Source organism: Corynebacterium pseudokroppenstedtii, from assembly GCF_019754945.1.
Classification (GTDB): domain Bacteria; phylum Actinomycetota; class Actinomycetes; order Mycobacteriales; family Mycobacteriaceae; genus Corynebacterium; species Corynebacterium pseudokroppenstedtii.
In genome coordinates, this window is sequence record NZ_JAEUWU010000001.1 from 287,443 (window position 1) to 312,646 (window position 25,204).

General features: G+C 58.2%; 17 protein-coding genes. All 17 read left to right on the forward strand.

The window, feature by feature from the left end; all coding sequences use genetic code 11:
* Window positions 1–34: 34 nt before the first annotated feature.
* The 17 genes from JMN36_RS01220 to JMN36_RS01300 all read left to right on the forward strand — a co-directional run bounded on the left by JMN36_RS01220 (window position 35) and on the right by JMN36_RS01300 (window position 25,155).
* Window positions 35–3,700: a hypothetical protein gene (locus JMN36_RS01220; protein WP_221923694.1), complete on the forward strand. Its 3,666-nt coding sequence runs from the start codon at window positions 35–37 to the stop codon at window positions 3,698–3,700.
* A gap of 72 nt (window positions 3,701–3,772) precedes the next feature.
* Window positions 3,773–5,620: a signal recognition particle-docking protein FtsY gene (ftsY, locus tag JMN36_RS01225; protein WP_221923695.1), complete on the forward strand. Its 1,848-nt coding sequence runs from the start codon at window positions 3,773–3,775 to the stop codon at window positions 5,618–5,620.
* Between the two features lie 280 nt (window positions 5,621–5,900).
* A complete protein-coding gene (locus tag JMN36_RS01230) occupies window positions 5,901–6,803 on the forward strand; it encodes a GDSL-type esterase/lipase family protein (protein ID WP_221923696.1) in 903 nt (300 codons plus the stop codon).
* A gap of 443 nt (window positions 6,804–7,246) precedes the next feature.
* Entirely contained in the window at window positions 7,247–8,533 is a 1,287-nt protein-coding gene (locus JMN36_RS01235) for an ammonium transporter (RefSeq protein WP_221923812.1), read from the forward strand.
* A gap of 101 nt (window positions 8,534–8,634) precedes the next feature.
* Window positions 8,635–8,973 (forward strand): P-II family nitrogen regulator, encoded by a 339-nt coding sequence (locus JMN36_RS01240; RefSeq protein ID WP_221923813.1) that lies wholly within the window; start codon window positions 8,635–8,637, stop codon window positions 8,971–8,973.
* Window positions 8,974–9,012: 39 nt separating this feature from the next.
* A complete protein-coding gene (locus JMN36_RS01245) occupies window positions 9,013–11,250 on the forward strand; it encodes a [protein-PII] uridylyltransferase (protein ID WP_236881840.1) in 2,238 nt (745 codons plus the stop codon).
* Window positions 11,251–11,515: 265 nt separating this feature from the next.
* Window positions 11,516–13,987 (forward strand): acyltransferase family protein, encoded by a 2,472-nt coding sequence (locus JMN36_RS01250; RefSeq protein ID WP_221923698.1) that lies wholly within the window; start codon window positions 11,516–11,518, stop codon window positions 13,985–13,987.
* A 122-nt stretch (window positions 13,988–14,109) separates the two neighbouring features.
* Complete coding sequence (ffh, locus tag JMN36_RS01255) at window positions 14,110–15,726, forward strand: signal recognition particle protein (RefSeq protein WP_221923699.1); 1,617 nt, start codon at window positions 14,110–14,112, stop codon at window positions 15,724–15,726.
* 232 nt (window positions 15,727–15,958) lie between these two features.
* Window positions 15,959–16,432, forward strand: a complete 474-nt coding sequence (rpsP, locus tag JMN36_RS01260; protein WP_221923700.1) for a 30S ribosomal protein S16 — start codon at window positions 15,959–15,961, stop codon at window positions 16,430–16,432.
* Window positions 16,433–16,560: 128 nt separating this feature from the next.
* Window positions 16,561–16,833 carry a KH domain-containing protein gene (locus JMN36_RS01265; protein ID WP_221923701.1) on the forward strand — a complete coding sequence of 91 codons (273 nt, stop codon included), beginning with the start codon at window positions 16,561–16,563 and terminating at the stop codon, window positions 16,831–16,833.
* A gap of 40 nt (window positions 16,834–16,873) precedes the next feature.
* Window positions 16,874–17,551, forward strand: a complete 678-nt coding sequence (locus JMN36_RS01270) for a ribosome maturation factor RimM (protein WP_221923702.1) — start codon at window positions 16,874–16,876, stop codon at window positions 17,549–17,551.
* Between the two features lie 39 nt (window positions 17,552–17,590).
* Window positions 17,591–18,532 carry a tRNA (guanosine(37)-N1)-methyltransferase TrmD gene (gene trmD / locus JMN36_RS01275; RefSeq protein WP_236881839.1) on the forward strand — a complete coding sequence of 314 codons (942 nt, stop codon included), beginning with the start codon at window positions 17,591–17,593 and terminating at the stop codon, window positions 18,530–18,532.
* Window positions 18,471–20,876: a Tex family protein gene (locus JMN36_RS01280; protein WP_221923704.1), complete on the forward strand. Its 2,406-nt coding sequence runs from the start codon at window positions 18,471–18,473 to the stop codon at window positions 20,874–20,876. The genes trmD and JMN36_RS01280 overlap by 62 nt, the downstream gene beginning before the upstream one ends.
* 304 nt (window positions 20,877–21,180) lie before the next feature.
* Entirely contained in the window at window positions 21,181–21,522 is a 342-nt protein-coding gene (rplS, locus tag JMN36_RS01285; RefSeq protein ID WP_012731811.1) for a 50S ribosomal protein L19, read from the forward strand.
* 697 nt (window positions 21,523–22,219) lie between these two features.
* Window positions 22,220–23,284, forward strand: a complete 1,065-nt coding sequence (locus JMN36_RS01290; protein WP_204087114.1) for an esterase/lipase family protein — start codon at window positions 22,220–22,222, stop codon at window positions 23,282–23,284.
* A gap of 94 nt (window positions 23,285–23,378) precedes the next feature.
* A complete protein-coding gene (lepB, locus tag JMN36_RS01295) occupies window positions 23,379–24,359 on the forward strand; it encodes a signal peptidase I (protein WP_204087113.1) in 981 nt (326 codons plus the stop codon).
* A 157-nt stretch (window positions 24,360–24,516) separates the two neighbouring features.
* The gene (locus JMN36_RS01300; RefSeq protein WP_204088727.1) at window positions 24,517–25,155 is read left to right on the forward strand and encodes a ribonuclease HII; all 639 of its coding nucleotides are present in this window, start codon (window positions 24,517–24,519) and stop codon (window positions 25,153–25,155) included.
* Window positions 25,156–25,204: the final 49 nt, after the last annotated feature.

Consider the following 25,204-nt stretch of genomic DNA (forward strand, 5'->3'; position numbering starts at 1 on the left):
TAGCCACAATTGCGTTTTGGAAAGGATTACTCAGTTGTCAGGCGTTGACGCCCCCACGAGTTTTATTGCAGATTCCGCTGACCCCTTGTTGGGTTGGGCATCGACGACGGAGCTTGAACTGTCTCGGCAGCTGTCAGACCTTGATTTCGCCGTCGAGGTCAACCTCAGTGGCGACGAGTTAGAGCGCCTGGACCGTTTCTGGGGTCGTTTTGTCACTCGACAAATTTCTGCCGGGGCAGAACTTTCCGCGGTTCTCGAGGCCTGCCCGGCCATTGTGGCGACGACATTGGTGGGCCGCGCTGGCCGTATTGCCGATTTAAGCAATTTTGATTCTGAGTATTGGGCTGGCCTGGGCGTACCCCGCGATCTGGCCGAGCAGTTTTACGGGTGTTTTGACGGTCATGTGGCCGAGATTCTTTCTCGTGCTGGTCTCGATCCGATGGACATTGCTGCGTCGGGCTCCGATGGCGAGTTGGGCCGGCTTTTAGTACACGCAACAATTCCCGCGGGGTGGATCCCGAGCCTCATCGCGCTCATCGACGAGGACCCCGACAACGTCACCGGCGCGTCACTGACTGAGCACTTTGTCGAGACATCACCGACACGGCAGCTGGGTCCCCTCTGCACGGTGGCACCTGAGCGCGCCACTCGCCTGTTTGACGACATCATCGAGTTCTATCGGTGGGCTGCCCAGCACCCGTACGAGGTCGACCAGTGGGCCGAATGGGGAGTGGGCAAAGACGGCTCCTATCGCGTCCCGCTACTGATTCTTGAAGATCTTGTCGACGAATTACGCGAACGCCCCGCAGGCACAGTAGATCGCTTATCGACGGTGGGGACCGCGTCGTGGGAGACGTCGCCCCGTCTGGTCTACGACGTCAACAGAGAGCGCGTGGTACTGCGTTTGCCGCAAATGCCCTTGGACGAAACCGTCGTTGAGCTGCGGTGGCGCGTTTCTATTGACGGTGAGGTCGTCGAGTACCGCACGGGCTATGACAATGACACGGAAGGATTCTCGGAGATCCTCGACGTCCCCGTGCGCAAAGCCGCCCGGGAAATCGTCGTCAAGGAAATTGTTCGTCGGGTCTCGTGGACGATCCCTGTGCTCTCGGAACCGTTCCTGGCGTTCACAATGCGTGGCCACAACGTGACGAGCAAGGTATCACTGCACCATACGGACCTCATTGTGGTGTCGCCCGATGACGCGGAAATCGTTGACCCTGTCCGTGAAACCCCCTTGCCTGCCGACGATGGCGTGGAGCTTCGGGGCTGGAATGGCTGGATTGCCCGGACTGTCGATGTTAATGATGCTGCGTCCTTCCAGGTGCGTCGCCCGGGGGAGCCTGCCGGCACGGCATTGCGCAGTGTTGATCCTCGGCAGAGGGTGATTTTCACCGAGGGTGAGTTGTGCTCACACGTTCGGTCGGTCTCTGGGCTACCTGTTCATTCTGAAAGCCTGTTGGCGGAATTCCCGGCGACGCTGTCCGGTGCCGATGAGGTCTGGTATTTATCGATTTCGTCCTACGCTGGCCCTGGTCAGGCCGGTGTTGAAGTCACCCCTGCGGAACCTGTCGAGGTGCCCGCCGATGGTGGAGCCGTCTACGTGTTCGACCCCGATTTGTATGAATCGCCCTGGACGGGTGAATATATCGTCCGCTTGCGTGGTCCGCGGAATGAGTCCTTCCGCCACCGGTACGCGATCGTCCAAGGCCTGGTGACGTCGCTTGAGGACAACCACGGTTTCCGTATCCCGGTTGCCGGTGGGCTCTCACCAATGTCAGTCGAATTGGCGACGGAGAAACCGGCGTCGATTGAACCGAATCCGGTTGAGGTCGGCGCGGATTCGGCGCGTGGCTCGGCGACGGTGAGCACCGATGACGGCGATCTGCTTCCCATTGTGGTGACGCCTCCTCGGCTGCGCTTCCAAGTTCCTCTTAAGGGTGAGGAAGCTCGCTGGCGGTCAACGCCGCTGGTGTGCGCGGGTTCCGAGTTGAACGGTGACATGTTCTTGCGTGTCCGTACGGGCAGTGAGCTTCACAAACCGGTCATTACCGCGAGGAATCACCACGGCTCCCCGGTGCGCACGAAGAAAATGATCACCTGGGACGGCATGACCTGGCGCATCCCGTTGAAGGACTTTGCCCCCGCGCTGGCATCGCAGTCTGGCGGAAGCATCGAGCTGAGCTGGGTCGATGAAGAGACGCGGAAGAGCACATCGGTTCGCCTTGTGACGTTGGCCCCCACGCCGGAATGGCAAATCGAGCTAAAAGACGACACCGTGGTGGTGTCCGCGGATAAGGCTCCGGGGGATGAGACGTCGGTCGCGGTGGTGAAGGGCTCGCCTGATGGCCGTCCGCTGGGTTTGTGGATGTGGCCGACGACGGCTCCGTGGCGCCGCGCCTTGAGCGTTCGTGTCGTCGAAGGTGAAGCGACGTTGCCCGAGGAGCTTCGTAATGTCGGGCCCTTGGTTGTTCAGGTGTATTGCGCGGATGTCAGTGAAAACTTGCGCGCCCCGGCACGTCCAGGCCCTCAAGCTGTCATGGTGGATCAGCCAGGATATGCGACGGGCCACGGGCTCGATTCTCTGAGCGCCTTCTTGGCCGGCGAATCGAAAGAAATCGAAGGCGGTGCCGAAACCTTCAGTTTGCTGTGGGACCTCCAAGCCGGATGGATGTCGGATTCGCGGGCATTTACCTCATTGCCTCGCGGTGCTGAAGTGGTCCGTGACGCCTTCCTGTCTAAGCCGAGTGTTGCGTTGGTCGGCTTGGCTCAATCGCTTGTCGACGCATCGAAACGCCCGAGTGTGTTGATCTCGAGCGGGCTTGTGCGGTCGGCGTTCGATCCCACCGCGATTGATTCAGAGTCGTTGACCTCTCAGGGATCGGCGGCTCCGTGGATTGGCGCTTTGGGGGCCTTAGCTGAGGTTGAGCGTTGGGATGCGGCGATGGTAGCTGCGGAGGAAGCCGCCGAACAATCGTCCGAATCATCTGAGTCAGCCGATGGCGACGATGGTGACGCCGGCGACAATGGCGACGGCAAGGATGCGGCGAGCGACCTGGCTCCGGATCCTGACGTCAGTCCTGCTCAAGGGCGGAACAATGCGTTGGAGAAACTCCGTTCCCTAGTCGGGGACCGGGCTGTGGAGGCGTTTACCACAGGGCGTGACCAGAGTTTGGACAATGCGTGCTTGGACCCCACGACCGTTCATATTGCTCGCATGCCCGAGGCTCAGCAGAAAGTTATTCTGCAGCAGTTCTTGGATAGTGCCGGGATCATGCCGGGGCCGATTAGCGAGGATAACTCCCGCTTGTTGGCTGTGTTGGAGACTTTCTCCCACCGTGAGGAATTAACTCAGCTCCTGGGTGAAGAAGACCTGATGGTCACGGCGGCGAAACTGTTGAAGAGGATTCGACACAGCAATCGCCAGTTGTACGCTGCGGCGCGTGTTCGGTTCGATCGTCTGGAGGGAGTGGACACGGAATCCGTCGACAACCGGTGGGCGTTGGCACCGATTGTGTCTCTCGTTTTTGCCTTGGCCGCGCGTTTGGAAGCCCACGGTGCAGGCAAAATGGGTGCTTTGTCCCCACAAGCCATAGCGGGATGGGCTCGTGTCGCTGAGATGCTGCCGGATCTCGTCGCCGGGGACATTGTCTCTGCCGATGCCATGGTTCTGGGTGTTGTCGGCCACAAAAGGAAGTAAATAGGCAGCAAATAGTACGACATCCTGTGGCTCCTTCTTCATAGTGCGACGGTTGCTGACATAATGGCCACTATGTCTCCTGTTGTGTTGTGGACCATTGTCGGCGTTGTTGTTGTCCTGGTGCTCCTTGCGCTCCTCATTATTTTTGGGCTTCATAGGCGTAAAAAGAACACAGTGTCATTCGAAAGTAAGGCCAGTGACACTGAGGAGAAGAAGCGCCCCGATTCGGGCAATTACCAGGCAAAAGGCGGTTTCAATTTCGCCGCCGGCCCTGCGACGGGGCACAAGCCGTCACAGGCCGACATCGTCGCCGGTGAATTTGGGCAAACGAAACAGGCTAAAAAAGAACCGGAACCGGCACCGGCGGGGAGTAGCTCCTCGACGAGCAAACAGGCTGCTGAGCCAGAAACTAGTGCTCACGCAGAAAAACCCGTCCCTCAACCGACTGAGCCTGCCGACGATAGTCGTGCCGACGAGGCACCGAAGAGTCCCGATGATCACGTTGCCGGCGTGACGGAATCTCCGGATACCGTTGATCGCGAACAGGATGAGCCGGTTGTTCCTCCTGCCGACGAAGCAGTCGACGATTCGGCTGGCAAGGCTGATAAGGCCGATGACGCCGACAAGAAAGAGCCGTCAGCACAGCCGGTAGAGACTGAATCGTCCTCGAAGCCCGTGGAGACAGAATCTCCCGCGGAACCAGTCGTTGCGGCATCGTCCGCGCAAACCGACGACGCCGAAGCTGAGGGCTCGACGGCACAACGGGACCCGGCGTCGGATAGCGGTGAGCTCTCGGAGAGTGACCTTACAGAGCAAGAGAAAACTGAAGCTGAAGAGGCGGCGGCTGCAGCGCAGTCGGTTGCCGTCGGTGTGGAAGCCGCCGCTGAACTCGCGCGCAAGAGTAGCGCGGCTGAGGAGCGCCCGTCATCCAGTGATCAGACTGACGAAAGCACCGCGGCTGTAGCTGAGGCGGAGCCGGAAGAGCCCGCAGAAACTCCCGAGCCTGTCGATGGTCGTATCCACCGGCTGCGTGGGCGGCTGTCGCGTTCCCAGAATGCCATCGGTAAAGGCGTTCTAGGAATTCTCGGCGGCGGCGATCTCGACGAGGATGCGTGGGAAGACGTCGAAGATACGCTCGTCATGGCGGACTTGGGCACTGCGGCCACGATGAAAGTGGTTGACTCCCTGCGGGAGAAAATCGCTTCCCAGGGTGTTTCATCAGAGGAGGAAGCCCGAGCTTTGCTCCGCCAGGCTTTGATCGAGTCGTGCCACCCGGAGATGGACCGATCGATCCGAGCGATGCCCTATGAGGGCAAGCCTGCTGTGGTCCTTGTTGTCGGTGTGAACGGCACGGGTAAGACGACGACGGCGGGAAAGCTGGCACGAGTGTTGACCGCCATGGGACACAGCGTGCTGTTGGGCGCTGCGGATACCTTCCGTGCAGCGGCGGCCGATCAGCTTGAAGCGTGGGGGAGTCGCGTCAATGCCCGCACTGTGCGTGGCCCTGAGGGCGCCGATCCAGCATCGGTGGCATTCGACGCGGTGGCTGCCGGCGTTGCCGATCACGCGGATGTTGTTGTTTTGGATACCGCAGGCCGGCTCCACACGAAGAACAACTTGATGGATCAGCTGGGCAAAGTAAAGCGCGTCGTCGAAAAGAAGGCTGTTGTGGATGAAGTCCTTCTGGTTCTCGACGCGACCGTCGGCCAGAATGGGCTGGTCCAAGCCCGCATCTTTGCGGAAACAGTGGACATCACTGGCGTAGTCCTGACGAAGCTGGATGGCACGGCCAAAGGCGGAATTGTCTTCCAGGTGCAGGAAGAACTCGGTGTTCCCGTGAAGATGGTCGGCCTTGGGGAGGGCGTCGACGATTTAGCCCCCTTCGAGGTTGAGGGTTTTGTCGACGCACTGCTCGGGTAGAAATATGGCCGTGGCCGGTGACAATTGTGCGTCAACCTGTCGCGTCAGCACCCGAATTTGTCAACATGAAAAGCTCACACTGCAACCTATGCTTTTCAGATGAAATAATATATCGTGTTCCAACGAAACACTTTGTAGGCCGTTGTGTAGTGGGCCGTGCGGACTAGTGCGGCACCTGAACCAGGGCACCTTTCTGTGTGTTAGACCAGTTCCACTGCCGTGTAGCGAACTGCGTTGGCACATGGAAACTCCCCCCGCCCGTAAAAAGAAGAGAAGTGAAATGTCCTTAGCTAAAAAGCTCTCTGCTCTCGTCGGTGTTCTTGCTGTTGGTGCCGGTGCAGCCGTAGCTGCTCACCCAGCCGAAGCTGAGGGAGATTCCAATATTGTGCTGTTGGGTGACTCGTACATGGCCACCCCAAACCAGCTGGCTCTCCTCAATGACCACATTCAAGCAGCCATTCCTGTCGCTCCCCGGTTTGCTCCTGTCACGGGTTCAGCTGCTTCCGGCTGCCCCATCGACCAGCATGATGTCGGCTCTGTTCTGCAGTCTATTTCGGGCCGAAAAGTTGAGAACTACGCATGTTCAGGCGCGACGTTGGCCGCTGCACCGACTCAAACTAACTTGAACCCCAATCGCCTGGATACCTTGGTGACCAAGGCGATCGACAGCGGAGCATTGAACCCGAATACCCAGGCTGTTCCGATTCTGATCGGTATCAATGACTTCTACAAGACCGGGTACGCGTGGAGCTTCACTCCCGAGGATCCTGCTCACGAGGCTGAAGCTGGTGCCGAGCTGGACAAGGCTGCTCATCGCATCCGTGAAGCTGCTCCGAACGCCAAGCTGATCTTCTTGTCCTACCCCCAGCTCACTGCGCCTGACGATCCGAATATGATGTGCTGGATTCAGGCTGGCGATGCTCGTCCGTTCAACACTCCGGGCTTCGGTTTCCAGAACGCGTTCAACATCATTAAGCGCCAGCAATCGTCGGCTGCAGAGCGTAACGGCGGCACCTATCTCGACATGGCCGAATCGACTGTGGGGCACAGTACGTGTGCCCCCGGTCGGGAAAACTGGGTTTCAGGTCTGATTGAGACCAACGGCAACAACGCTGCAATGTCCATGCACATGACCTACCAAGGTGTAGACAATATGGCGCAGCAGATTACGGCCAGGCTCTAAGCTGGCTATAAGCTATAGCCCTAACAAGCTGTCGCACTACAGATAACCCTGGGTGTTCATCACCTGGGGTTTTCGCATACGCCAGCGAACGTTTCCCTCGTAACAAAAGCGAAACAATATTGGTTTTATTTCACACGAATGAAACGTCATACTGCGACGTCGGAAACACGAGATAGCCATGCTTTTCCTGTAGGCATCACCTCCATGCCCGTGGAGTGAAAACTCAAAGAATCACTGTCGACGTGCCGAGCGTGAATGTCGCGAATACTTATCTGCCCACAATCAGGCTTCCCGCTTGAGGCGCCGACGCACGCGAATCGTCCCATGTGCGCTGCTAGCCCCCGCGTGGAGTCCTGCGAGAGGAGTCTCGTGTGCTCGTCGACCAAGTAGTTCTTGCCGCTTCGGCAACGGAGAGTGGTGTGACGGCTGGCAATTCCGCGTGGATGCTCATTAGCGCGTCCCTAGTGTTGTTAATGACGCCAGCCGTCGCCTTTTTCTATGGCGGAATGTCACGTCAAAAGTCCACCCTCAATATGATGATGATGTCATTCGGTGCTCTCGGGGCAATCGGAGTTATTTATGTGCTGTGGGGATACTCGATGTCGTATTCCAGCGGCGACATCGGCGGCATCTTCGCCAACCCGTTCACCAACTTCGGGCTGCGAGGAATTCTCCCATCCGACGACGGAACATTCCCCACGGGTAGCAATGGGTACCCCGAAATTATCGACGTCGCGTTCCAGCTGACATTCGCGGTGATCACGGTAGCGCTTATCTCTGGTTCGCTTGCCAACCGTGTGAAATTCTCCACCTGGCTCGTGTTTTCCGTGCTGTGGGTCACTTTCGCGTTCTTCCCCTTGACCCATATGGTGTGGGGTGGCGGCTTGCTGTCCGATTCTGAACACAGCATTGCTGCCTGGTTATTCGGGACGACGATGGACGACGGCGAGAAAGTCGCGAAAATCGCCCCCATCGACTTCGCGGGCGGAACAGTGGTCCACATCAACGCCGGTGTTGCAGGCCTCGTCTTGGCCCTTATCGTGGGCAAATCGCGTGACTTCTTGAAAGCCCCTCAGCGCCCCCACAACCTTCCCCTCACCATGATCGGCACGACGTTCCTGTGGTTCGGCTGGTTCGGCTTTAACGCCGGATCCGCCTTCGCCGCCGACGGCAATGCTGCTCTGGCTTGGATTAATACGACGGTCGCAGCCTGCGCTGCAATGATGGCCTGGCTTGCGGTCGAGCGCATACGAGACGGGCACGCCACCTCCTTGGGTGCGGCTTCCGGCGTCGTTGCTGGTCTGGTTGCTATCACCCCGGCCTGCGGAAACTTAACCCCGGTGACGTCGATCATTCTCGGTGCTGTCGCCGGAGTGGTGTCGGCCTACGGAGTTGGCCTCAAGTACAAGCTGAAGTTCGACGACTCCCTAGACGTCGTTGGTGTTCACCTCCTGTCGGGTATTTGGGGAACGATCGGCGTCGGTCTGCTAGCGAAAGACCACGCCGGGCTCTTGACCGGTGGCGGTGCAGATGGCTTCAGGTTATTCATCATTCAGGTGGTCATCGCAGTTGTCGCGATGGTGTTCACGGCGATCATCACCACAATCATCGGAACGATTCTCTCCGCTGTGATGGGCTGGCGTATCGACGATTCCGCTGAACGAGGCGGAATTGACTTCGCCATGCACAGCGAGACCGCTTATGACTTCGTCGGAATGGATATTCGGTAAGGCGCTGTTTATCCGGCGAATGGCGTACGGTGTATGGGCACAAGAAACAGATTTAACCCAGAGCTACAGACGGACCGAGCAAGAATAAGGAGGAGATGATCGTGAAGCTTGTCACCGCTATTGTGAAGCCCTTTACGCTCACCGATATTAAGGAGTCCTTGGAAAATATCGGCGTGCGCGGCATGACGGTTACCGAAGTCCAAGGATTTGGGCAGCAAAAAGGGCATACCGAGGTTTATCGCGGGGCTGAGTATGCCGTCGACTTCGTCTCAAAAATAAAGATCGAAGTTGTTGTGTCGGATGATTTGTATTCCGACGTCATTGAAGCAATTATTTCCGCATCTCGTACCGGAAAGATCGGCGACGGGAAGATTTGGGTAACACCGGTCGACGATGTTGCGCGAGTCCGGACGGCGGAACGCGGTGAGGACGCTGTATAACAAGTGGGCGTAACAAGTAGAGGACAGCGATTGGCCGGGGTGCGGCACGAACCAAGTGCGCCTTCGGGGCAGCTGGGTGGGAATAACTCAGCCGCGAATAAGTCAGACGGCCTTCCGTCGTCGCCGGCGTCGGTACGCGAGGCAGTCACAGCCTCCTATGAAGAGTTGCTCAGTCAGTGCGACTTGCCGGATGGTTTCGTGCTGTGTGGAACGGGGTCTTTTGCCCGTCGCGAAATGACTCATTACTCCGATCTCGATGTGACGCTGCTGCACGCGGACGGCATCAAACCGGATGTGGTGGCCTCGGTCGCGGAATCGGTGTGGTACCCGCTGTGGGATCGCAACATTCCACTCGACCATTCCGTGCGGACAGTGTCGGGAATGATCTCGACGGCATCGGCGGACATGACCGCCGCGCTATCGTTGGTGGACCTTCGCTTCGTCACCGGGGACGAAGACCTAGCCAGCTCCGCCAGGGCGAAAATCATGGCTGATTGGCGGTCCTCCATCCCTCAACGCTTTGACTCTTTGGTTGCCTCCGCAGCATCGCGGTGGCACCGCTCCGGGTCGGTTGTCGCGATGACCCGGCCTGATCTCAAGCACGGCCGTGGTGGGCTTCGTGACGCGCAGCTGTTGCGCGCGCTCGCCCTTGCGCAGGTGGCCAATGCCACTGTGTCCGATACGGACTACCAGCTGTTATTAGACGTGCGCACGCTGTTGCATGATTCCGTCCGTCGTGCCCGCGACATCCTGGACCCCGAGTTCGCTGCGGATATCGCCGTCGCCATGGGGCGCGGTGACCGATATGCCTTGTCCGAAGAGGTTGCCTCCGCGGCACGAAATATCGACGCCGCATTGACTATTGGCTTTTCGACGGCGCGCGCGGCGCTACCGTCACGGACGGCTCTTCGCCGTCCCATTCGCCGTCCTCTCGACGAGGGCGTAGTGGATCACAATGGGCAGATCGCTTTAGCTCGCTCGGCGAAGATGGATGATCCCGGCCTCCCTCTACGCGTCGCAGCGACCGCCGTGAGAACAGGCCTTCCCGTCGGTGAAGCGGTATGGACGCGCCTGGAGTCCTGCCCCCGGCTGCCCGAGCCCTGGCCGTCGTCGGCACTCTCTGATTTTTGCGCGGTCTTGGCCGGTGGTGATCGGACGAACGACGTCGTCGAAGCCATGGATCGGCACGATCTCTGGGAGCCCATTGTGCCAGGTTGGCGCCGTATTCGTGGAGTCATGCCGCGGGAACGGACCCACGTGTTGACTTTGGATAAGCATGCGCTCGCGGTGGTGAAGCAAGCGGCGGAGAACACGATCCATGTGCCTCGCCCCGATCTGCTCCTGCTCGCTGCGCTTTATCATGACTTGGGCAAGCAGACAGGGGACGAGGATCAGCCCGAGGACCACAGCGTCGTCGGCGCTCGGATGGTCAAAGATGCTGCCCGACGTATGGGCTTGAATCCCGCTGATGCTCGCGTGCTGGAAGTGTTGGTTGCCCACCACACGGATCTCATGCGGCTCGCTCTGAACCGGGATCCCAATGATCCGGACACCGCGCGTGAGCTGGTCGATTGCGTCGATAGCATCCCATTGGTTCTGGATCTTCTCGAGGTGCTGACCGCGTGCGATGCGCAGGGGACTGGTCCGAATGTGTGGACCCCGCGAGCTGCCGCTTCTGTCCGACGCCTCGCACGCGTGGCTCGGTCGCAGATGCGCATTGCACCCGTGCAACACCCTGATTTTGCGGCCGACGTCATCGATCTCAAGGAGACGTCCGCGCCGGTAGAAATGCAGGATGACAAGCACTTTTGGCGCTTAATCCTTGACGACGACGACCCCTCAGCGCTCCAGCGGGTGATCAACCTGATGCTGGACCGCAAATGGCACATCTTGCAGGCCCGCATCATGTGCGATGAACCCACCGACAAGGGGTTGACTCAGACCGTCGCGATGTTTGCCCTGCACCCGGTGCATGAGGGCAAGCCCGATAACTCCGTTCTTCAGTCGCTTTATGCGCAACAGAAGTCTCGAGAAACGCGTCTTCCTTTCACCAAAGACGATGCTGAACTGATGTGGAATGGCGACATTCTCGAGGTTCGCGCCCGGGATCGTCTAGGGGTTTTGGCTGCCGTAATTGGTGCTCTCCCGGAGCTTCGTTGGGCAACGGTCTCGACGTTTGCCGATACGGTTGTGGATCAGTTTGGTGTGAAGCCGGGGCTGACTCGTAAGGAGAAGGATGCTGCGGTGATGCGGATCAGGCACGCCCTCGGTGATTAATACGTCGGGACCCGAGGGCGGGGGTGGTTGCCCGGTGGAGCACCGTTATCAGTAAGAACCGTGCAGCCGCGGCTGTCTTTCTGGCCGGTCACGGAATTGTTCCGATTTCAGTGTCATTGCTGGTGCTAGTCAGGTACCTTATTTATCTAAAATAATTAGTTTTAGTGATGGACACGCGATAGGTGTCACGCTTTTTCAGCATTTCTCCAGTAAAGTTTTATTTCCGCTATGCTTTGTGTGGAGATTTTCCAGAAAGGTGGTTTTTGTGGCACACCACCGTCGTGATAGCCGACAGCCTGGGCGCGAGGCCCGTGTCACATGGTCGCCCGCCGATGGCCGTTATGATCGCCGTCCCAACCAGGACTCGGAGAACGCTTCGGCGACCCACAATCGTCACTATCGTGAGCAACAAGCACGACCTTCCCACAACGCACGGTCCAGCAGGACACAGTCCCGTCAGCCATATCCCCGTCAGAACCGGGGGGCCGAGTACCCCCAGCGTTACACACGGGGGCGCTTAGACCGTAACGGGCGCCGCCTACCCAGCGACAACTTTTATTCCATACGGGCTGAGGCTTTAGCAGAGGCTCGCGGGCGTCGTCCCGAAGCAGATTTCCTCACCCGTGAGCCATCGTCGGATCGCGGTGCCAGTGCCACCCGGGAAACTCACCACAACCGAGTAGACAGGGCGTCCACCTCTGCCGGTCATCGTGCGCGGCCAGCGTCACATGCTCAGCGGCCCTCACAGGCACCGCAGCCCACGCGCGCCTCCCGCTCACGCCAGGGCACCCGCCGTCGCACGAAAGCTCAGCCCACCCGGGTTTCGCCCACACTTCCCGGTGGGCGGATCTTGGGGCTGGATGGTCTCCGCGCTATCGCGATTCTCTCGGTCCTCCTCTTCCACCTCGACCCCGATCTGCTGCCAGGCGGTTTCATGGGCGTCGACGTCTTCTTCGTCGTATCAGGGTTCTTGATCACGACGCTGCTGATCCGCGAACGCAACAAAACGGGTCACTCGAATTTGGCGAATTTCTGGATCCGACGTGCACGCAGGCTCATCCCGGCGCTGGTCAGCCTCATCATCATCGTCGTCCCGCTGACCTGGCTGTGCACGCGCTGGGCCGAACAAGCCCAGGACCTGTTGGTACGCATTGCTCCACAGATAGTCGGGGTTTTGACCTTCTCGTACAACTGGGTTGAGATCGCCGCCGGGTCGTCCTACTTCACCCGCAACGTTCCACAGCTATTCATGAACTTCTGGTCACTGGCGGTGGAAGAGCAGTTCTACCTGTTGTGGCCCTGGGTCTTCGTCTGGATAGCTCGACACCAGTTCGCTCGACGTCGGGTGTCGTTCTCCCTGCTTATCGTCGCGGCCGCGTCCGCCGTCGGCATGGCAGTTCTCTTCAGCCCGGATTCGTCGACGCGCGTGTATTACGGAACGGACACTCACCTCTTCGGACTCATGATCGGTGCCGCTTTAGCTTTTGAGGCATCGCGTGCCGACGGCGGTTTCATCACAACCCGGTTCTGGTCCGCGGTGGGGCCGATCCTCGGCTGGCTCTCCTGCGCTGGATTGATCGTCCTCATGATCATCATTGGCGACGGCTCAGCCGAGGCGTTCCACGGTGGCATCGCCGTTGCCAACGTCCTGACCGCGATCATGATCGCCAGCTTCCTGGTCAAACGCGGTGGCTTAGTCCAGCTGATGTCATCCGGCCCCGCGTCGTGGCTCGGCGATCGCTCCTACGCGGTCTATCTCTGGCACTGGCCGCTGATCATCCTCGCGCAAATTGTCATCCCGACGCCCGATAACAGCGCGGCATCGTGGGCAGTGCGGTTGGGTGCCGTCGTCGTCACGTTCATCGTGTGTGAGATTTCTCTCCGGTACTTGGAAACTCCCATCAGGCGTTTAGGATTCCGTGGTGCGTGGGCAGCATTTTGCGGGCTCTTCGTTAAACGTCCGGATACGCACAACGACGATCGTCGGATGTCGGCACGTCGGAACCCCCATACATCACGGCGTGTTCGCTTAACACCGGCCGCTGTGGCAACCCTGATTGTTCCCGTTGCACTCGCGGCGTGCACAGTATCTGTGGCCTCGACTGCGCCGGACAAAACACTCGTCGAACAGAAAATCACCGAAAACGAACACCTCGTCAACACTGGCGACGGTTCCTCTGCGGGAGATGGCGTTGGTGCGACGGGCGGACAGGGGACAGACCGCTCGGACACGGTGGACTACACCCCGCCGGAGGGCAAGGACACGACGATGTTCGGTGATTCGATGCTGGTCACGACGGCCCCTGAGATTGTCAAGGACTATCCGGGTGTGGATATTGTTGCGCAGTCGGAGCGTGCGTGGGAGCAAGCTATTCCGATCATGCAGGACATGGAGCGCCAGGGGAAGATCCGACGCGCCGTCGTTATTGCGCTGGGGACCAACTGGGGTGTTCGCGATCCTCAGGCTGTCGAGCAGGAAATCGACGAGATTCAGCGTGGGCGGACCGTGGTTCTGGTCAACACGTATGGTGCTGGCTGGGAACCGCAGGTGACGGATGAGTACCAAAAGATAGCGGCGAAATATCCGAACGTGACTGTCGCGGACTGGTCCGATGTGGCAGCCAAGCACACGGGCGATCTGCAATCTGATGGAATTCACCCGGATTATGGGGCAATGCCTATTTTTGTGGATTGCATTAAACAGGCATTTTCCACGCTTGCTCACAACAAGAAATAGGGCCTAGTTCATAGGGCCGAGTGCGTAGGTAGTACCCATCCGATACGAGTGGGCTCCGTACTGCAAGCCGTGAGCTTGTATGCTAGGGGAGTTCATGCCGACAACCCAACAGGGGAGAATCTGTGTTTGAGTCACTGTCTGACCGATTGACCGGAGCGCTCAAAGGTTTGCGCGGTAAAGGCCGGCTGACTGAATCAGATATTAACGCCACGGCGCGCGAGATCCGCTTAGCTTTACTGGAAGCAGATGTGTCGCTTCCCGTTGTTCGCGCCTTCATTAAGAACATCAAGGCACGCGCTACGGGTGCCGAGGTCTCAGAGGCGCTTAACCCTGCTCAACAGGTTGTCAAGATCGTTAATGAAGAGCTCATCGGCATTTTGGGCGGTGAGACCCGGCGCCTGCAGTTAGCGAAAAATCCTCCGACGGTGATCATGCTCGCCGGCCTGCAGGGTGCTGGTAAAACCACGCTGGCCGGGAAATTAGCTCACCACTTGAAGAAGCAGGGGCACACGCCCATGTTGGTGGCCTGTGACCTCCAGCGCCCGGGGGCTGTTCAGCAGCTAGAAATCGTCGGCCAACGTGCGGATGTGCCAACTTTCGCACCGGATCCGGGGACTCGGACGGACACCGTCGAACATGAAATGGGTCAATCACACGGCGACCCTGTTAGCGTCGCGACCGCTGGTATTGAAGAAGCGCAGCGCACGAAACACGACGTTGTCATCATCGATACCGCCGGTCGGCTCGGTATTGATGAAGTCCTTATGCAGCAGGCGCGAGATATTCGTGACGCTACTAACCCCGACGAAGTCCTGTTCGTGATCGACTCGATGATCGGTCAGGACGCGGTTCATACTGCCGACGCGTTCCGGGAAGGCGTTGACTTCACCGGCGTCGTCCTCACCAAGCTCGATGGCGACGCTCGAGGCGGTGCAGCCCTTTCCATCCGTGAGGTGACAGGGAAGCCGATTCTCTACGTTTCCACTGGTGAAAAGCTTGACGACTTCGACGTCTTCCACCCGGATCGGATGGCCAACCGGATCCTGGGCATGGGCGATGTCCTGACGCTTATCGAGCAGGCTGAGCAGAAGATCAATCAGCAAGAAGCTGAGCGGTCGGCGTCGAAAATGTTTTCCGGGGAACTCACCCTGGATGACTTCCTTGAGCAGATGCTGATGGTGCGTCGCATGGGGCCGATGGGTGCCATTTTGAAGATGCTTCCGGGTGGCTCCGAGATGTCCAAAATGGCCGACATGGTCGACGAAAAGCAGCTCGACCGCATCCAGGCCATTATTCGCGGGATGACTCCCGCTGAGCGCAATGATCCGAAGATACTGAATGCGTCGCGACGCCGCCGTATTGCTGCCGGTTCGGGTGTGACCGTTCAGGATGTTAACCAGCTGGTTGAGCGCTTCTTTGAGGCAAAGAAGATGATGAGCAAGATGACCAGCCGTTTCGGCATGGGCGGGGGTAGCGCAACAAAGAAGCAGAAGAAAGGCCGTAGAGGCAAGAAGGGGAAGAAGGGCAAGAACAAGAATAAGAATCGTGCCGCGGCACAGCGTGGTGGTGGAATGCCGAACATGGATCAGTTGCAGCAGCTTCAGCAGCAGATGGGCATGGGTGGTGGAATGCCCGGCATGCCCGGGATGGGGCAGCAGAACCTGCCTAAGGGAATGGAAAATATCGACCTGAATAACCTCGACTTCGGTCAAGGCTCTCAGGGCCGACGGAAGAAGTAGTGCTGCGCGGTGTTTCGGTAATTCCGGTGTGATCTGCTAGCATTCGGAAAGTTGTCTGTTTCGGTGTACTCGCCCGCGAGTAGTGCCGATGGGACAGCGCGTAGCGTTCCTGCGTAACACCGTCCTCGGCCACGGCTGACCGGTGGTCACGCGCAGGTTAAATCCAAGGGCTGAACCGGCTCCCTCCTGGTAGGGAGTGTCTGCACTGCCCGGTGACCACAGAAAGAAGAATATGGCTGTCAAAATTAAGTTGCAGCGGCTCGGTAAGATCCGTACCCCGCACTACCGTGTCATCGTTGCCGATTCCCGCACCCGCCGTTCGGGTCGCGCTATCGAAAACCTGGGCATCTACGAGCCCAAGGCAGATCCGTCAGTGATCCGCATCGATTCGGACCGCGTCCAGTACTGGTTGGGCGTTGGCGCTCAGCCGACCGAACCCGTCCTCGCTCTGCTGAAGGTGACGGGTGACTGGCAGAAGTTCAAGGGTCTCCCCGGTGCCGAGGGCACGTTGAAGGCTCAGCCGGAGAAGAAGTCCAAGCTGGACCTCTTCAATGAGGCTCTTGCTGAGGCGAACAATGGCCCGACCCTGGAGGCCATCACTGAAAAGCGCAAGGCTGCAAAGAAGGCTGCTGAAGAAGCAGCGGCTAAAGAAGCCGAAGCTGAGGAAGCTGCTGAAGACAAGGTTGAGGAAGGATCAGCTGAGTAGTTTCACGTTCTGTGGGGCTTGAGCCTCATAACGTCCAGCTTGTGCTTATCCGGTGTGCAGAGTGACTCTGCGCACCGGTTTTTGTTTTGCTCGGGTTCCTCGAGGTCGTAGGAACTATAGTGGCAGCTATGACGAATGCATCTCCCTCCGATCTCCGCCGCACCACATCAGAGGTGACGTCGTCGGAAGAAAAAATTGTTCTCCACCTTGTCCGGGGTATTGTTCCTCACCCTGACGACGTGACCGTACGGACGACTTACCGGGGGCGGCAGCACGTGCTCATCGTCTACGTCCACCCCGACGATCGCGCCATGGTGATCGGACGCAAAGGACGCCACGCCGAGGCACTTCGCACGATTCTGTGCAGCCTCGACCGCGATACTCGGATAGAGATTCGTTAACGTATTCGCTCCGCGGCCATGATTTTGTGATAATGACGTCGTGACCAAGCATGATAATTCCGCGGACGATCCCAATTACGTACAGATCGGTCGCGTCGTCAAGCCGCATGGGGTCCGGGGAGAATTCGTCGTCGAGCCAACCACGGATGACCCCGAGGGACGCTTCGCGGTGGGAAGCGTCGTCAAGGCCATGCCCGTAGGTGGGCACCAGCGTCGGAATCGCGGATCTCAGGAGCCTTTTACTTTGACCGTGGCGTCGGTCCGGGGGCACCAAGGCAGAATCATCATGAAGGCTGAGGAAATTCCGGATCGGAATGCCGCCGAGTCTTTGCGGGGAGTTCGTTTCGTTGCGGAGCCTGTTATCGACCACTCTGGTGAAGAGTTCTATGACTTCGAGTTGGAAGGACTTCACGTCCTCACCGTGGGTCCAGTGAGTGCGGAGGAAGCGCACGCGCGGGCCTACGAGGGGGCTCAACCAGAGCCCGAGGACATCGGAATTGTCAAGAATGTGCTCCGAGGACCTGCCCAGCGCTTGCTGGAAGTGGAGATAGCCTCCGACGAAGCAGAGTCCGACGATGCAGGGTCCGCTGATACAGCGTCCGATGGTGCGCCGCGAACGGTTCTCATTCCATTTGTCCAGGCCATTGTGCCCATCGTCGATATCGACAATGAGGCCATCGTTGTGACCCCGCCCGAGGGATTGTTGGACCTACCGTAGGAGGACAGCATGGATAAGGAACGGAGCGTGCCTCACCACCTGCGGCTTGATGTCATTACCATCTTTCCCGCCTACATGGAACCGCTGCGGCACGCCTTGCTCGGCAAAGCAATCGAGCAGGGGATTATCAGCGTCGGTGTTCACGATCTGCGGCAGTGGGCGTCGGGGGTCCACAAGTCCGTCGACGATTCACCCTATGGGGGCGGCCCCGGCATGGTGATGAAGCCCGACGTGTGGGGGAGCGCGCTTGACGACGTCGCCCAGGGCACTGGCCCCGTCACCGAGTCCGCGGACCTTGTCACGGCTGAGCCTCACCGTCGCCAACCGAGGCATGATGACCTGCTCGATTCATCTGATGACGCCAGTGGTTCGTCGGGTCGGGTCGTTGAAACTGGTCATTCTGATCAGTCTGGTCAGTCTGGCCGCACCTCGTCGACGCCGGTACTCGTCGTACCAACCCCGACAGGTACTCCGTTTACCCAGGAGTTAGCCCACGAGCTAGCTCAGGAAGATCACCTCGTTTTCGCCTGCGGTCGTTATGAGGGCATTGACCAGCGAGTTTTCGACGACGCCCGCGGTCATTATCGTGTTCAGGAAGTGTCGATCGGCGATTATATTTTGGTCGGCGGTGAGGTTGCTGTGCTGGTCATGGCCGAAGCGATTGTTCGGCTGATCCCGGGTGTCCTTGGGAACCGTCGCAGCCATGAGGAAGATTCGTTCTCTGAGGGGTTGTTGGAGGGGCCGCGGTACACGAAGCCACGGTCGTGGCGCGGCCGGGACGTCCCCGATATTTTGCTGTCGGGCGATCACGCGAAGGTCGATCAGTGGAATCGCGAGCGTGCCTTGGACATCACGGCCCAACGTCGGCCAGATTTGATTGAGCGCTGCCGGGCTGCGGGGCTTCTGAGCCATGCTGACGATGAGTGGCTGGAGCGTAACGGCTACCATCGGTCGGGTGATTATTCAGACCCTCGCACATGAATTAGGTGTTACTGAACAACAAGTCCGCACGACGGTCGACTTGCTGGACCAAGGTAATACGGTTCCGTTCATTGCCCGCTATCGCAAGGAAATGACGGGCGGTCTCGATGACGCCCAGCTCCGCACCCTGTCGGAGCGCGTGACCTATCTGCGGGAGCTCGAGGATCGCAAGCAGACGATTCTCGAAGCAATTGATAGCCAGGGCAAGCTAACCGACGAGTTGCGGGAGCTCATCCAGCAGTGTGACACGAAGGCCCGTTTAGAGGATCTGTATCTGCCCTATAAAAAGCGTCGCAAGACGAAGGCAGATAAGGCGCGGGAAGCTGGACTTGAGCCGCTGCTTGATTCACTACTTGCCGACGCCACGCTAGACCCGGAAGTGGCCGCGCAGTCCTACACAACCGAGGGGTTTGAGGAAGCAAAGGCGGCGTTGGAGGGCGCCCGCGCTATTTTCGTCGACCGCTTAGCGACGAACGCGGATCTCGTCGGCCATATTCGCGATCGGGTGTGGGATTCTGGCGCCCTCGAAGCTCACGTTGTGGAGGGCAAGGAGCAGGAGGGGGCAACGTATCGGGATTATTTCGACTTCGCGGAGCAGCTCTCGGATGTGCCCTCGCACCGGGTGCTGGCTTTGTTGCGTGGTGAGCGTGAGGGGATCATTTCCCTCTCGATCGATCCCGGCGACGACGATCCCTATGTTGGCCTCATTGCCGACGATGCGGACTTGGGGAATTCTATTAACCATGATGGTCCCGCCGCGGACTGGATTGAGAAGGCGATTCAGTGGGGCTGGCGGACGAAATTGAGCGTCTCTGCGAGCTTGGATGCCCGCATGAGGGCGAAGGAGAAGGCCGAAGCGACGGCGGTAGAGGTTTTTGCGAAGAATCTCCACGACGTTTTGCTTGCTGCTCCGGCTGGTCAAAAGGTAACGATCGGCCTGGACCCCGGATACCGCAATGGCGTGAAAGTTGCGGTGGTTGATGATACGGGGAAAGTGTTGGATACGACCATTGTGTACCCCCATCAGCCACAGAACAGGTGGTCGGCAGCTATCGACGAATTAGCGACGATGTGCGTCCGCCACCATGTTGCCCTGATGGCTATCGGCAACGGAACAGCCAGCCGCGAGACAGAGAAACTCTCCCGCGAGGTGGCGGCCAAGGTGAAGGAGCTGGGCGGCGATGCGCCGACCCCCGTGGTGGTGTCGGAGTCGGGAGCCTCCGTCTATTCGGCGTCGGAACTGGCGAGTAAAGAGTGCCCTGATCTGGATGTTTCCTTGCGTGGGGCGGTGTCGATTGCCCGCCGTTTGCAGGATCCGTTGGCCGAGTTAGTCAAGGTTGACCCGAAGTCGATTGGTGTTGGGCAGTACCAGCATGACGTCAACCAATCGTCCTTGACCGATGCTCTGAACGCTGTGGTGGAAGATGCAGTTAACGCCGTGGGGGTTGATTTGAACACCGCGTCAGCTCCGCTGCTGACCCGTGTGGCCGGCGTGACGCCGACCATCGCCGAGAACATTGTGGCGTATCGCGAAGACAACGGTGCTTTCGATTCGCGCAAAACCTTGACGGAGGTCCCACGCCTGGGACCGAAGGCATTCGAGCAGTGTGCAGGTTTCTTGCGTATCCGTGGAGGTTCGCAGCCGCTTGACGCGTCGGCAGTACACCCGGAGTCGTACGGTGTTGTGTCGACTATTGCGGACGCGACTGGCCTGGACGTGGACCACCTGATGGGTAATTCCCGTGTACTTAGTGGGCTCGATCCGGCTCAGTTTGCCCAGGGGGCTGTGGGCATTCCGACGGTGACCGATATCCTCGCTGAGCTCGATAAACCGGGCCGTGATCCTCGCCCGGAGTTCCGGACCGCAACATTCAAAGAGGGCATAGAAAAAGTTTCTGATTTAACTCCCGGCATGGTGCTTGAGGGCACGGTCACGAACGTCGCTGCCTTCGGTGCCTTCGTGGATATCGGGGTCCACCAGGACGGACTTGTCCATGTGTCGGCAATGAGTGACCGCTTTGTGTCGGATCCGCACGATGTTGTGAAGTCCGGCCAGGTCGTTCGCGTCAAAGTCATGGACGTGGATACCGATCGGCAGCGTATTGGGTTGTCCCTGCGGTTGAACGACGAGCCGGGGGACAAGGGTCAACGTCGGCAAGGAGATCATCGCGAGAATCGTCGAGATGGCCGCGATCATGCCTCTCATCAGCGTGGCCAGGGCTCACGCAAGCCCAATCAAGGTGGCCGCAAAACTCACCAGGGAGGTCGTCGGGGATCGGGTAATCGACGTGAGCAGGGTGGTTCTATGGCCGACGCTCTTCGTCGCGCCGGGTTTGGGAAGTAACGGGTGACTAACCGGGAGTCGAGGTTGCGATCCGGTGGCATGACTTTCCGCGGACACACCGATTACGTCGGCTGAGTTGGAAAAATGACAGCTGTAGTGCAATAATTTCGAGGTTGTCTGTTTCGCCGAGTGCAAGCGAAAGCCATCGTTGTAACAATCGACGTTGACGCTGGGATGCTGCAACGCTATCCCCGGAGCATTCTGCGTGACTCGACAGTGAAAATGTACTGGGTACGAACCGGCCGAGCGCCCTCCAGGGAAGTGCCGCTAGGTTCCTCTGCTCCGACCATGAAGGATCGTATTTATGAACATTCTTGACAAGGTTGATGCTGCATCACTGCGCGACGATATTCCGGAGTTCCGCTCCGGCGATACCGTTGACGTCCACGTGAAGGTCATCGAGGGACAGAAGTCCCGTATCCAGGTGTTCCGTGGCGTTGTTATCCGCCGCCAGGGCTCCGGTGTCCGTGAGACCTTCACCGTCCGCAAGGTGTCGTTCGGCATCGGTGTGGAGCGTACCTTCCCGGTTCACACACCGAACATCGACCACATCGAGGTTCTGACCCGCGGTGACGTTCGCCGCGCCAAGCTGTACTACCTGCGTAACCTGCGCGGTAAGGCAGCCAAGATCAAGGAGCGTCGTTAATCGACTATCCGTCATTAACCACTTCGGTGGTTCGACAAGGAAGACCAATGTGAGTGCTCAGGCACATCGCATTGGTCTTTTTCTATGCCAACTTTTGTCGTATAGACCCAGGAAGAACCCAGTTCCTGGGGTGCGAAGCACCGACGCGCGGATGGAGGAGCCGGTAGACGGAAAACTGTGGGGAAACTACACCTAGAGCCCAAAACTGCGGGGGAATATGCGCCCAAAATAAAAGTGTGGGGGTATATGGTCCATTTTCGGCCATTTTTCGTCCATATTTCCCGGCAGTTTTCACAAGAGACCCCGATATACCCCCACAGTTTTCCCGCACGCGGACACATTTTGTCGTAAAACCCCGAGAACTGACCCATTAATCCGCATACGCGACACAAGGCCTCTCACGAATATGTGGGCGCCAATCACGCCGTCTACGTAGAAAACATCGACATAGCGAGGGTTTTCCCACCTTAAACGGGGGTAATTTTCGTGGCGTAGCCCTTTTTCTACGGTTCCGTAGGTAGTTTCAATGTTGGTTCTTCAGTTTCCCCTCTCGTATGACTGCGAGCAACACTGCAGTGTTGTCATCGAGATCTGTTGAAACCTTCTTTTTACTGGATCGAATACAGGTTGCACTCAGTCGCAGTGAATGAACGTTGGTCACGTCGAGTCGAGTGCAAGATTGTGTGAAAGGCTCAGAATGCTCTCATCGCTTCACTCGTCGACGAAGAAAGTGGCCGCGTGTGTCCTTGCTTCCGCTACCGCTATCGCCGGAATGACAGGTGCGGTCGGCACCGAACCACAGGCTTCAGCCAAGCCCATCACGACGCAGGTTGATCTCCCCGCGGCGAAGGACGTCCCGTGGGCTGAAACCGTCGGCCATGGACCAAAAGAGGACAGTTTTGTTCAGGCGACATTGCTGGGGATGGCCAATCCGGCTCTTGCCCCGCAGGGCGCAAATGTGGAATGTACTCCGCGCCCCGGCGAGAATCCTATTGTTTTGCTTCACGGTTTGAACTCGAATTTCTATTCGACGTATGCACGGATGGCTCCGGAACTGGCAGCTGCAGGTTTCTGTGTCTATGGCTTCAATTACGGAGACCCGCGGCCGATGACGGCCGAAACCGCGACGGCACCCGGGTTAATCCCTGGCCTGAATGGCCTTAACCCGATGGCGGATAGCGTGGATGAAGTCACCGCCAAGATCGATGCAATTCGCGAAAACCTCGGGGGTAGCGATGTCGACATCATCGGTTACTCCGAAGGCGGATCGATGGCAGCTGCCTACACCAAGCGCAAAGAAGGAAAAGGCGTCGGCAAGGTCATCACTCTCGGCGGTGTTCTTAAAGGCACGACGTTGGTCGGCGTTAACCACCTGTATCAAGAGCTTGACGCCGCTCAATTACCGATCAGCACCGTCGTCGGTAGGTTAGGTGGACCGGCATCGAATGACCTGTTGACTGGTTCAGATTTCATGACCCACGAAATGAGCGACATCGAGGTTCCTGGAGTCAAGTATGTGTCCATTTCGTCTCATGCCGATTTAGTGGTCACGCCGACGAGTCATGCGCAGTTCACGACGGCTGCCGAATCGGGCAAAGACGTTGATGTCAGCAACATTGTGACGCAAGACGGATGCAATAAGGACTACGGCGATCACCTCTCATATACGACGAATCCGCGTGTGATTGCCTACGCGAAGAACGCGTTGGGCCGGGATGTCGCCGTTCCGTGTGTTCCGGCGGTCTTGTTCGCGACGTCGTAGGCGGTGTGCCCGGCGGAGGTGTTATCCCACTGCGATCTGCCATCGCGGTGGAGACATCATGTTTTGCTGAATTCTGCTGGTACTATGACGGCCTGTGACCGAAACTAACCCATCGGGCTGGCGCCCCCGTACGAGCCCTGAGCGTTTACGTGCCTCGAGGGGGAAGAACATCGATCGCCCGTCACCTGATGGGCGACGGGTTCGGCGTCAGCCGTCACGGACCTCGGTCAGACATGACAGCAGAGCGCTGCGTGAACGGCAGAATTCTCGCGGTGGCAGCGGCGGCAATAGGCCTTCACACCGTCCGGCAGAACGTCGTGCCACACGTCCCGCTGCTCCGTCGAAAAGCGAGCGCTCGAAGAAACAGTCACCTCGTTCTGAGCGTCCGTGGTATATCGATGTCCCCATTATTATTGCCATTGCGCTGATAGCGACCATCGCTTTTCAAGCAGTGGTGGGGCGGGTTTATGTCATTCCTTCTGAGTCTATGGAGCCCACGCTTCATGGATGTACGGACTGCAATAATGACCGAATTTTCGTCAATAAAATGGTGTTTGACTTTAAAGACCCGAAGCCCGGCGATGTGGTTGTTTTTAAAGGTCCAGAGTCTTGGGATAATGCGTACACAACGAGTCGATCGAGTAATCGGGTTGTCCGCGGTTTTCAAAACTTAGGGTCGTATATCGGACTCGTGGCACCAGACGAAAATGATCTTGTTAAGCGTGTGATAGCAACCGGTGGCCAGACAGTGGAATGCTTACCTGGCGATAAAGGTGTCAAAGTTAACGGGAAGGACATTGATAATTCGTATATCATGAACCCGCCTTCCCGGAGCGTCGATACTAAAGGTGGATCGATTGCTTGTGGGGGCGAATACTTCGGGCCCGTGAAAGTTCCCGAGGATCATCTCTGGGTCATGGGTGATAACCGCACCAATTCGAGAGATTCGCGGTTCCATATGGGGGATCAATACCAAGGAACTGTTCCGGTGGATAATGTGATTGGTCGCGTTGATGCTCGCATTTTGCCGTTCAATCGGATAGGTACTGTGAAGCATCCTCAGATTCAGTCGTAGGGGATCGGTTGTGCTGACAACGTCGGGGCGTGCTCGGTTGGTTGATGGGCATTCGCGTAGCTTTAACCAGGTGAAAGCATGTGTAGACGCGGGGGATAATTCTGGCACTAGACATGCTGGTGCACGGTTAACCATTCACTCCACGCGAATTCGCCGTATGCCACAAGCCCGGACATATGAGCATGCACTGGTCAAAGCGGGTCTAGGCCCCGTCGCCGGTGTGGACGAAGCGGGTAGGGGAGCATGCTGCGGCCCGATGGCCATAGCTGCGTGCATATTACCGGCCAAGCCCATTCATCCCCTGGATAGGCTGACTGATTCCAAGAAGCTTTCTCCCACGATGAGAGAAAGACTGTTCCCGATTATTAAGGATTGTGCTGAATCATGGTCAGTCATTCTTATCCCAGCTGCAGATATCGATAAATATGGGATCCAAGCCATGAATATCGCTGGGATGCGGCGCGCCGTGGGGGCATTAGACCACCACCCTCACTATGTTCTTACCGACGCCATGCGAGTCGATGGGCTGACGCAACCGCACCTTCCCATCATTGGAGGGGATTCGGCCGCCCGATGCATTGCGGCCGCAAGCGTGTTGGCGAAAGTTACCCGTGACCGCTACATGTGCGATCTCGCAGAACGATATCCCGGGTACGGGCTTGACAAGCACAAGGGCTATGGGACTGCTCAACATATTGATGCGGTGCGCCTCCACGGCGGGACGCCCGAGCATCGTTACACTTATCGGAACGTGGCCGAGGCGGTAGGTGCGTACCGTGCTCATCATTCGATCTGATCGTCTGACCTTTAATGAATTGACGTACATTATGTCGTATATCCGGATC

Excerpts from the sequence above, each read along its gene's own strand:
- rpsP (WP_221923700.1), top strand. The coding sequence starts at position 15,959 with ATGGCTGTCAAAATTAAGTTGCAGCGGCTCGGTAAGATCCGTACCCCG.
- JMN36_RS01290 (WP_204087114.1), top strand. The coding sequence starts at position 22,220 with ATGCTCTCATCGCTTCACTCGTCGACGAAGAAAGTGGCCGCGTGTGTC.
- JMN36_RS01230 (WP_221923696.1), top strand. The coding sequence starts at position 5,901 with ATGTCCTTAGCTAAAAAGCTCTCTGCTCTCGTCGGTGTTCTTGCTGTT.
- JMN36_RS01265 (WP_221923701.1), top strand. The coding sequence starts at position 16,561 with ATGACGAATGCATCTCCCTCCGATCTCCGCCGCACCACATCAGAGGTG.
- ftsY (WP_221923695.1), top strand. The coding sequence starts at position 3,773 with ATGTCTCCTGTTGTGTTGTGGACCATTGTCGGCGTTGTTGTTGTCCTG.
- JMN36_RS01280 (WP_221923704.1), top strand. The coding sequence starts at position 18,471 with ATGAGTGGCTGGAGCGTAACGGCTACCATCGGTCGGGTGATTATTCAG.
- JMN36_RS01235 (WP_221923812.1), top strand. The coding sequence starts at position 7,247 with ATGCTCATTAGCGCGTCCCTAGTGTTGTTAATGACGCCAGCCGTCGCC.
- rplS (WP_012731811.1), top strand. The coding sequence starts at position 21,181 with ATGAACATTCTTGACAAGGTTGATGCTGCATCACTGCGCGACGATATT.
- JMN36_RS01300 (WP_204088727.1), top strand. The coding sequence starts at position 24,517 with ATGCCACAAGCCCGGACATATGAGCATGCACTGGTCAAAGCGGGTCTA.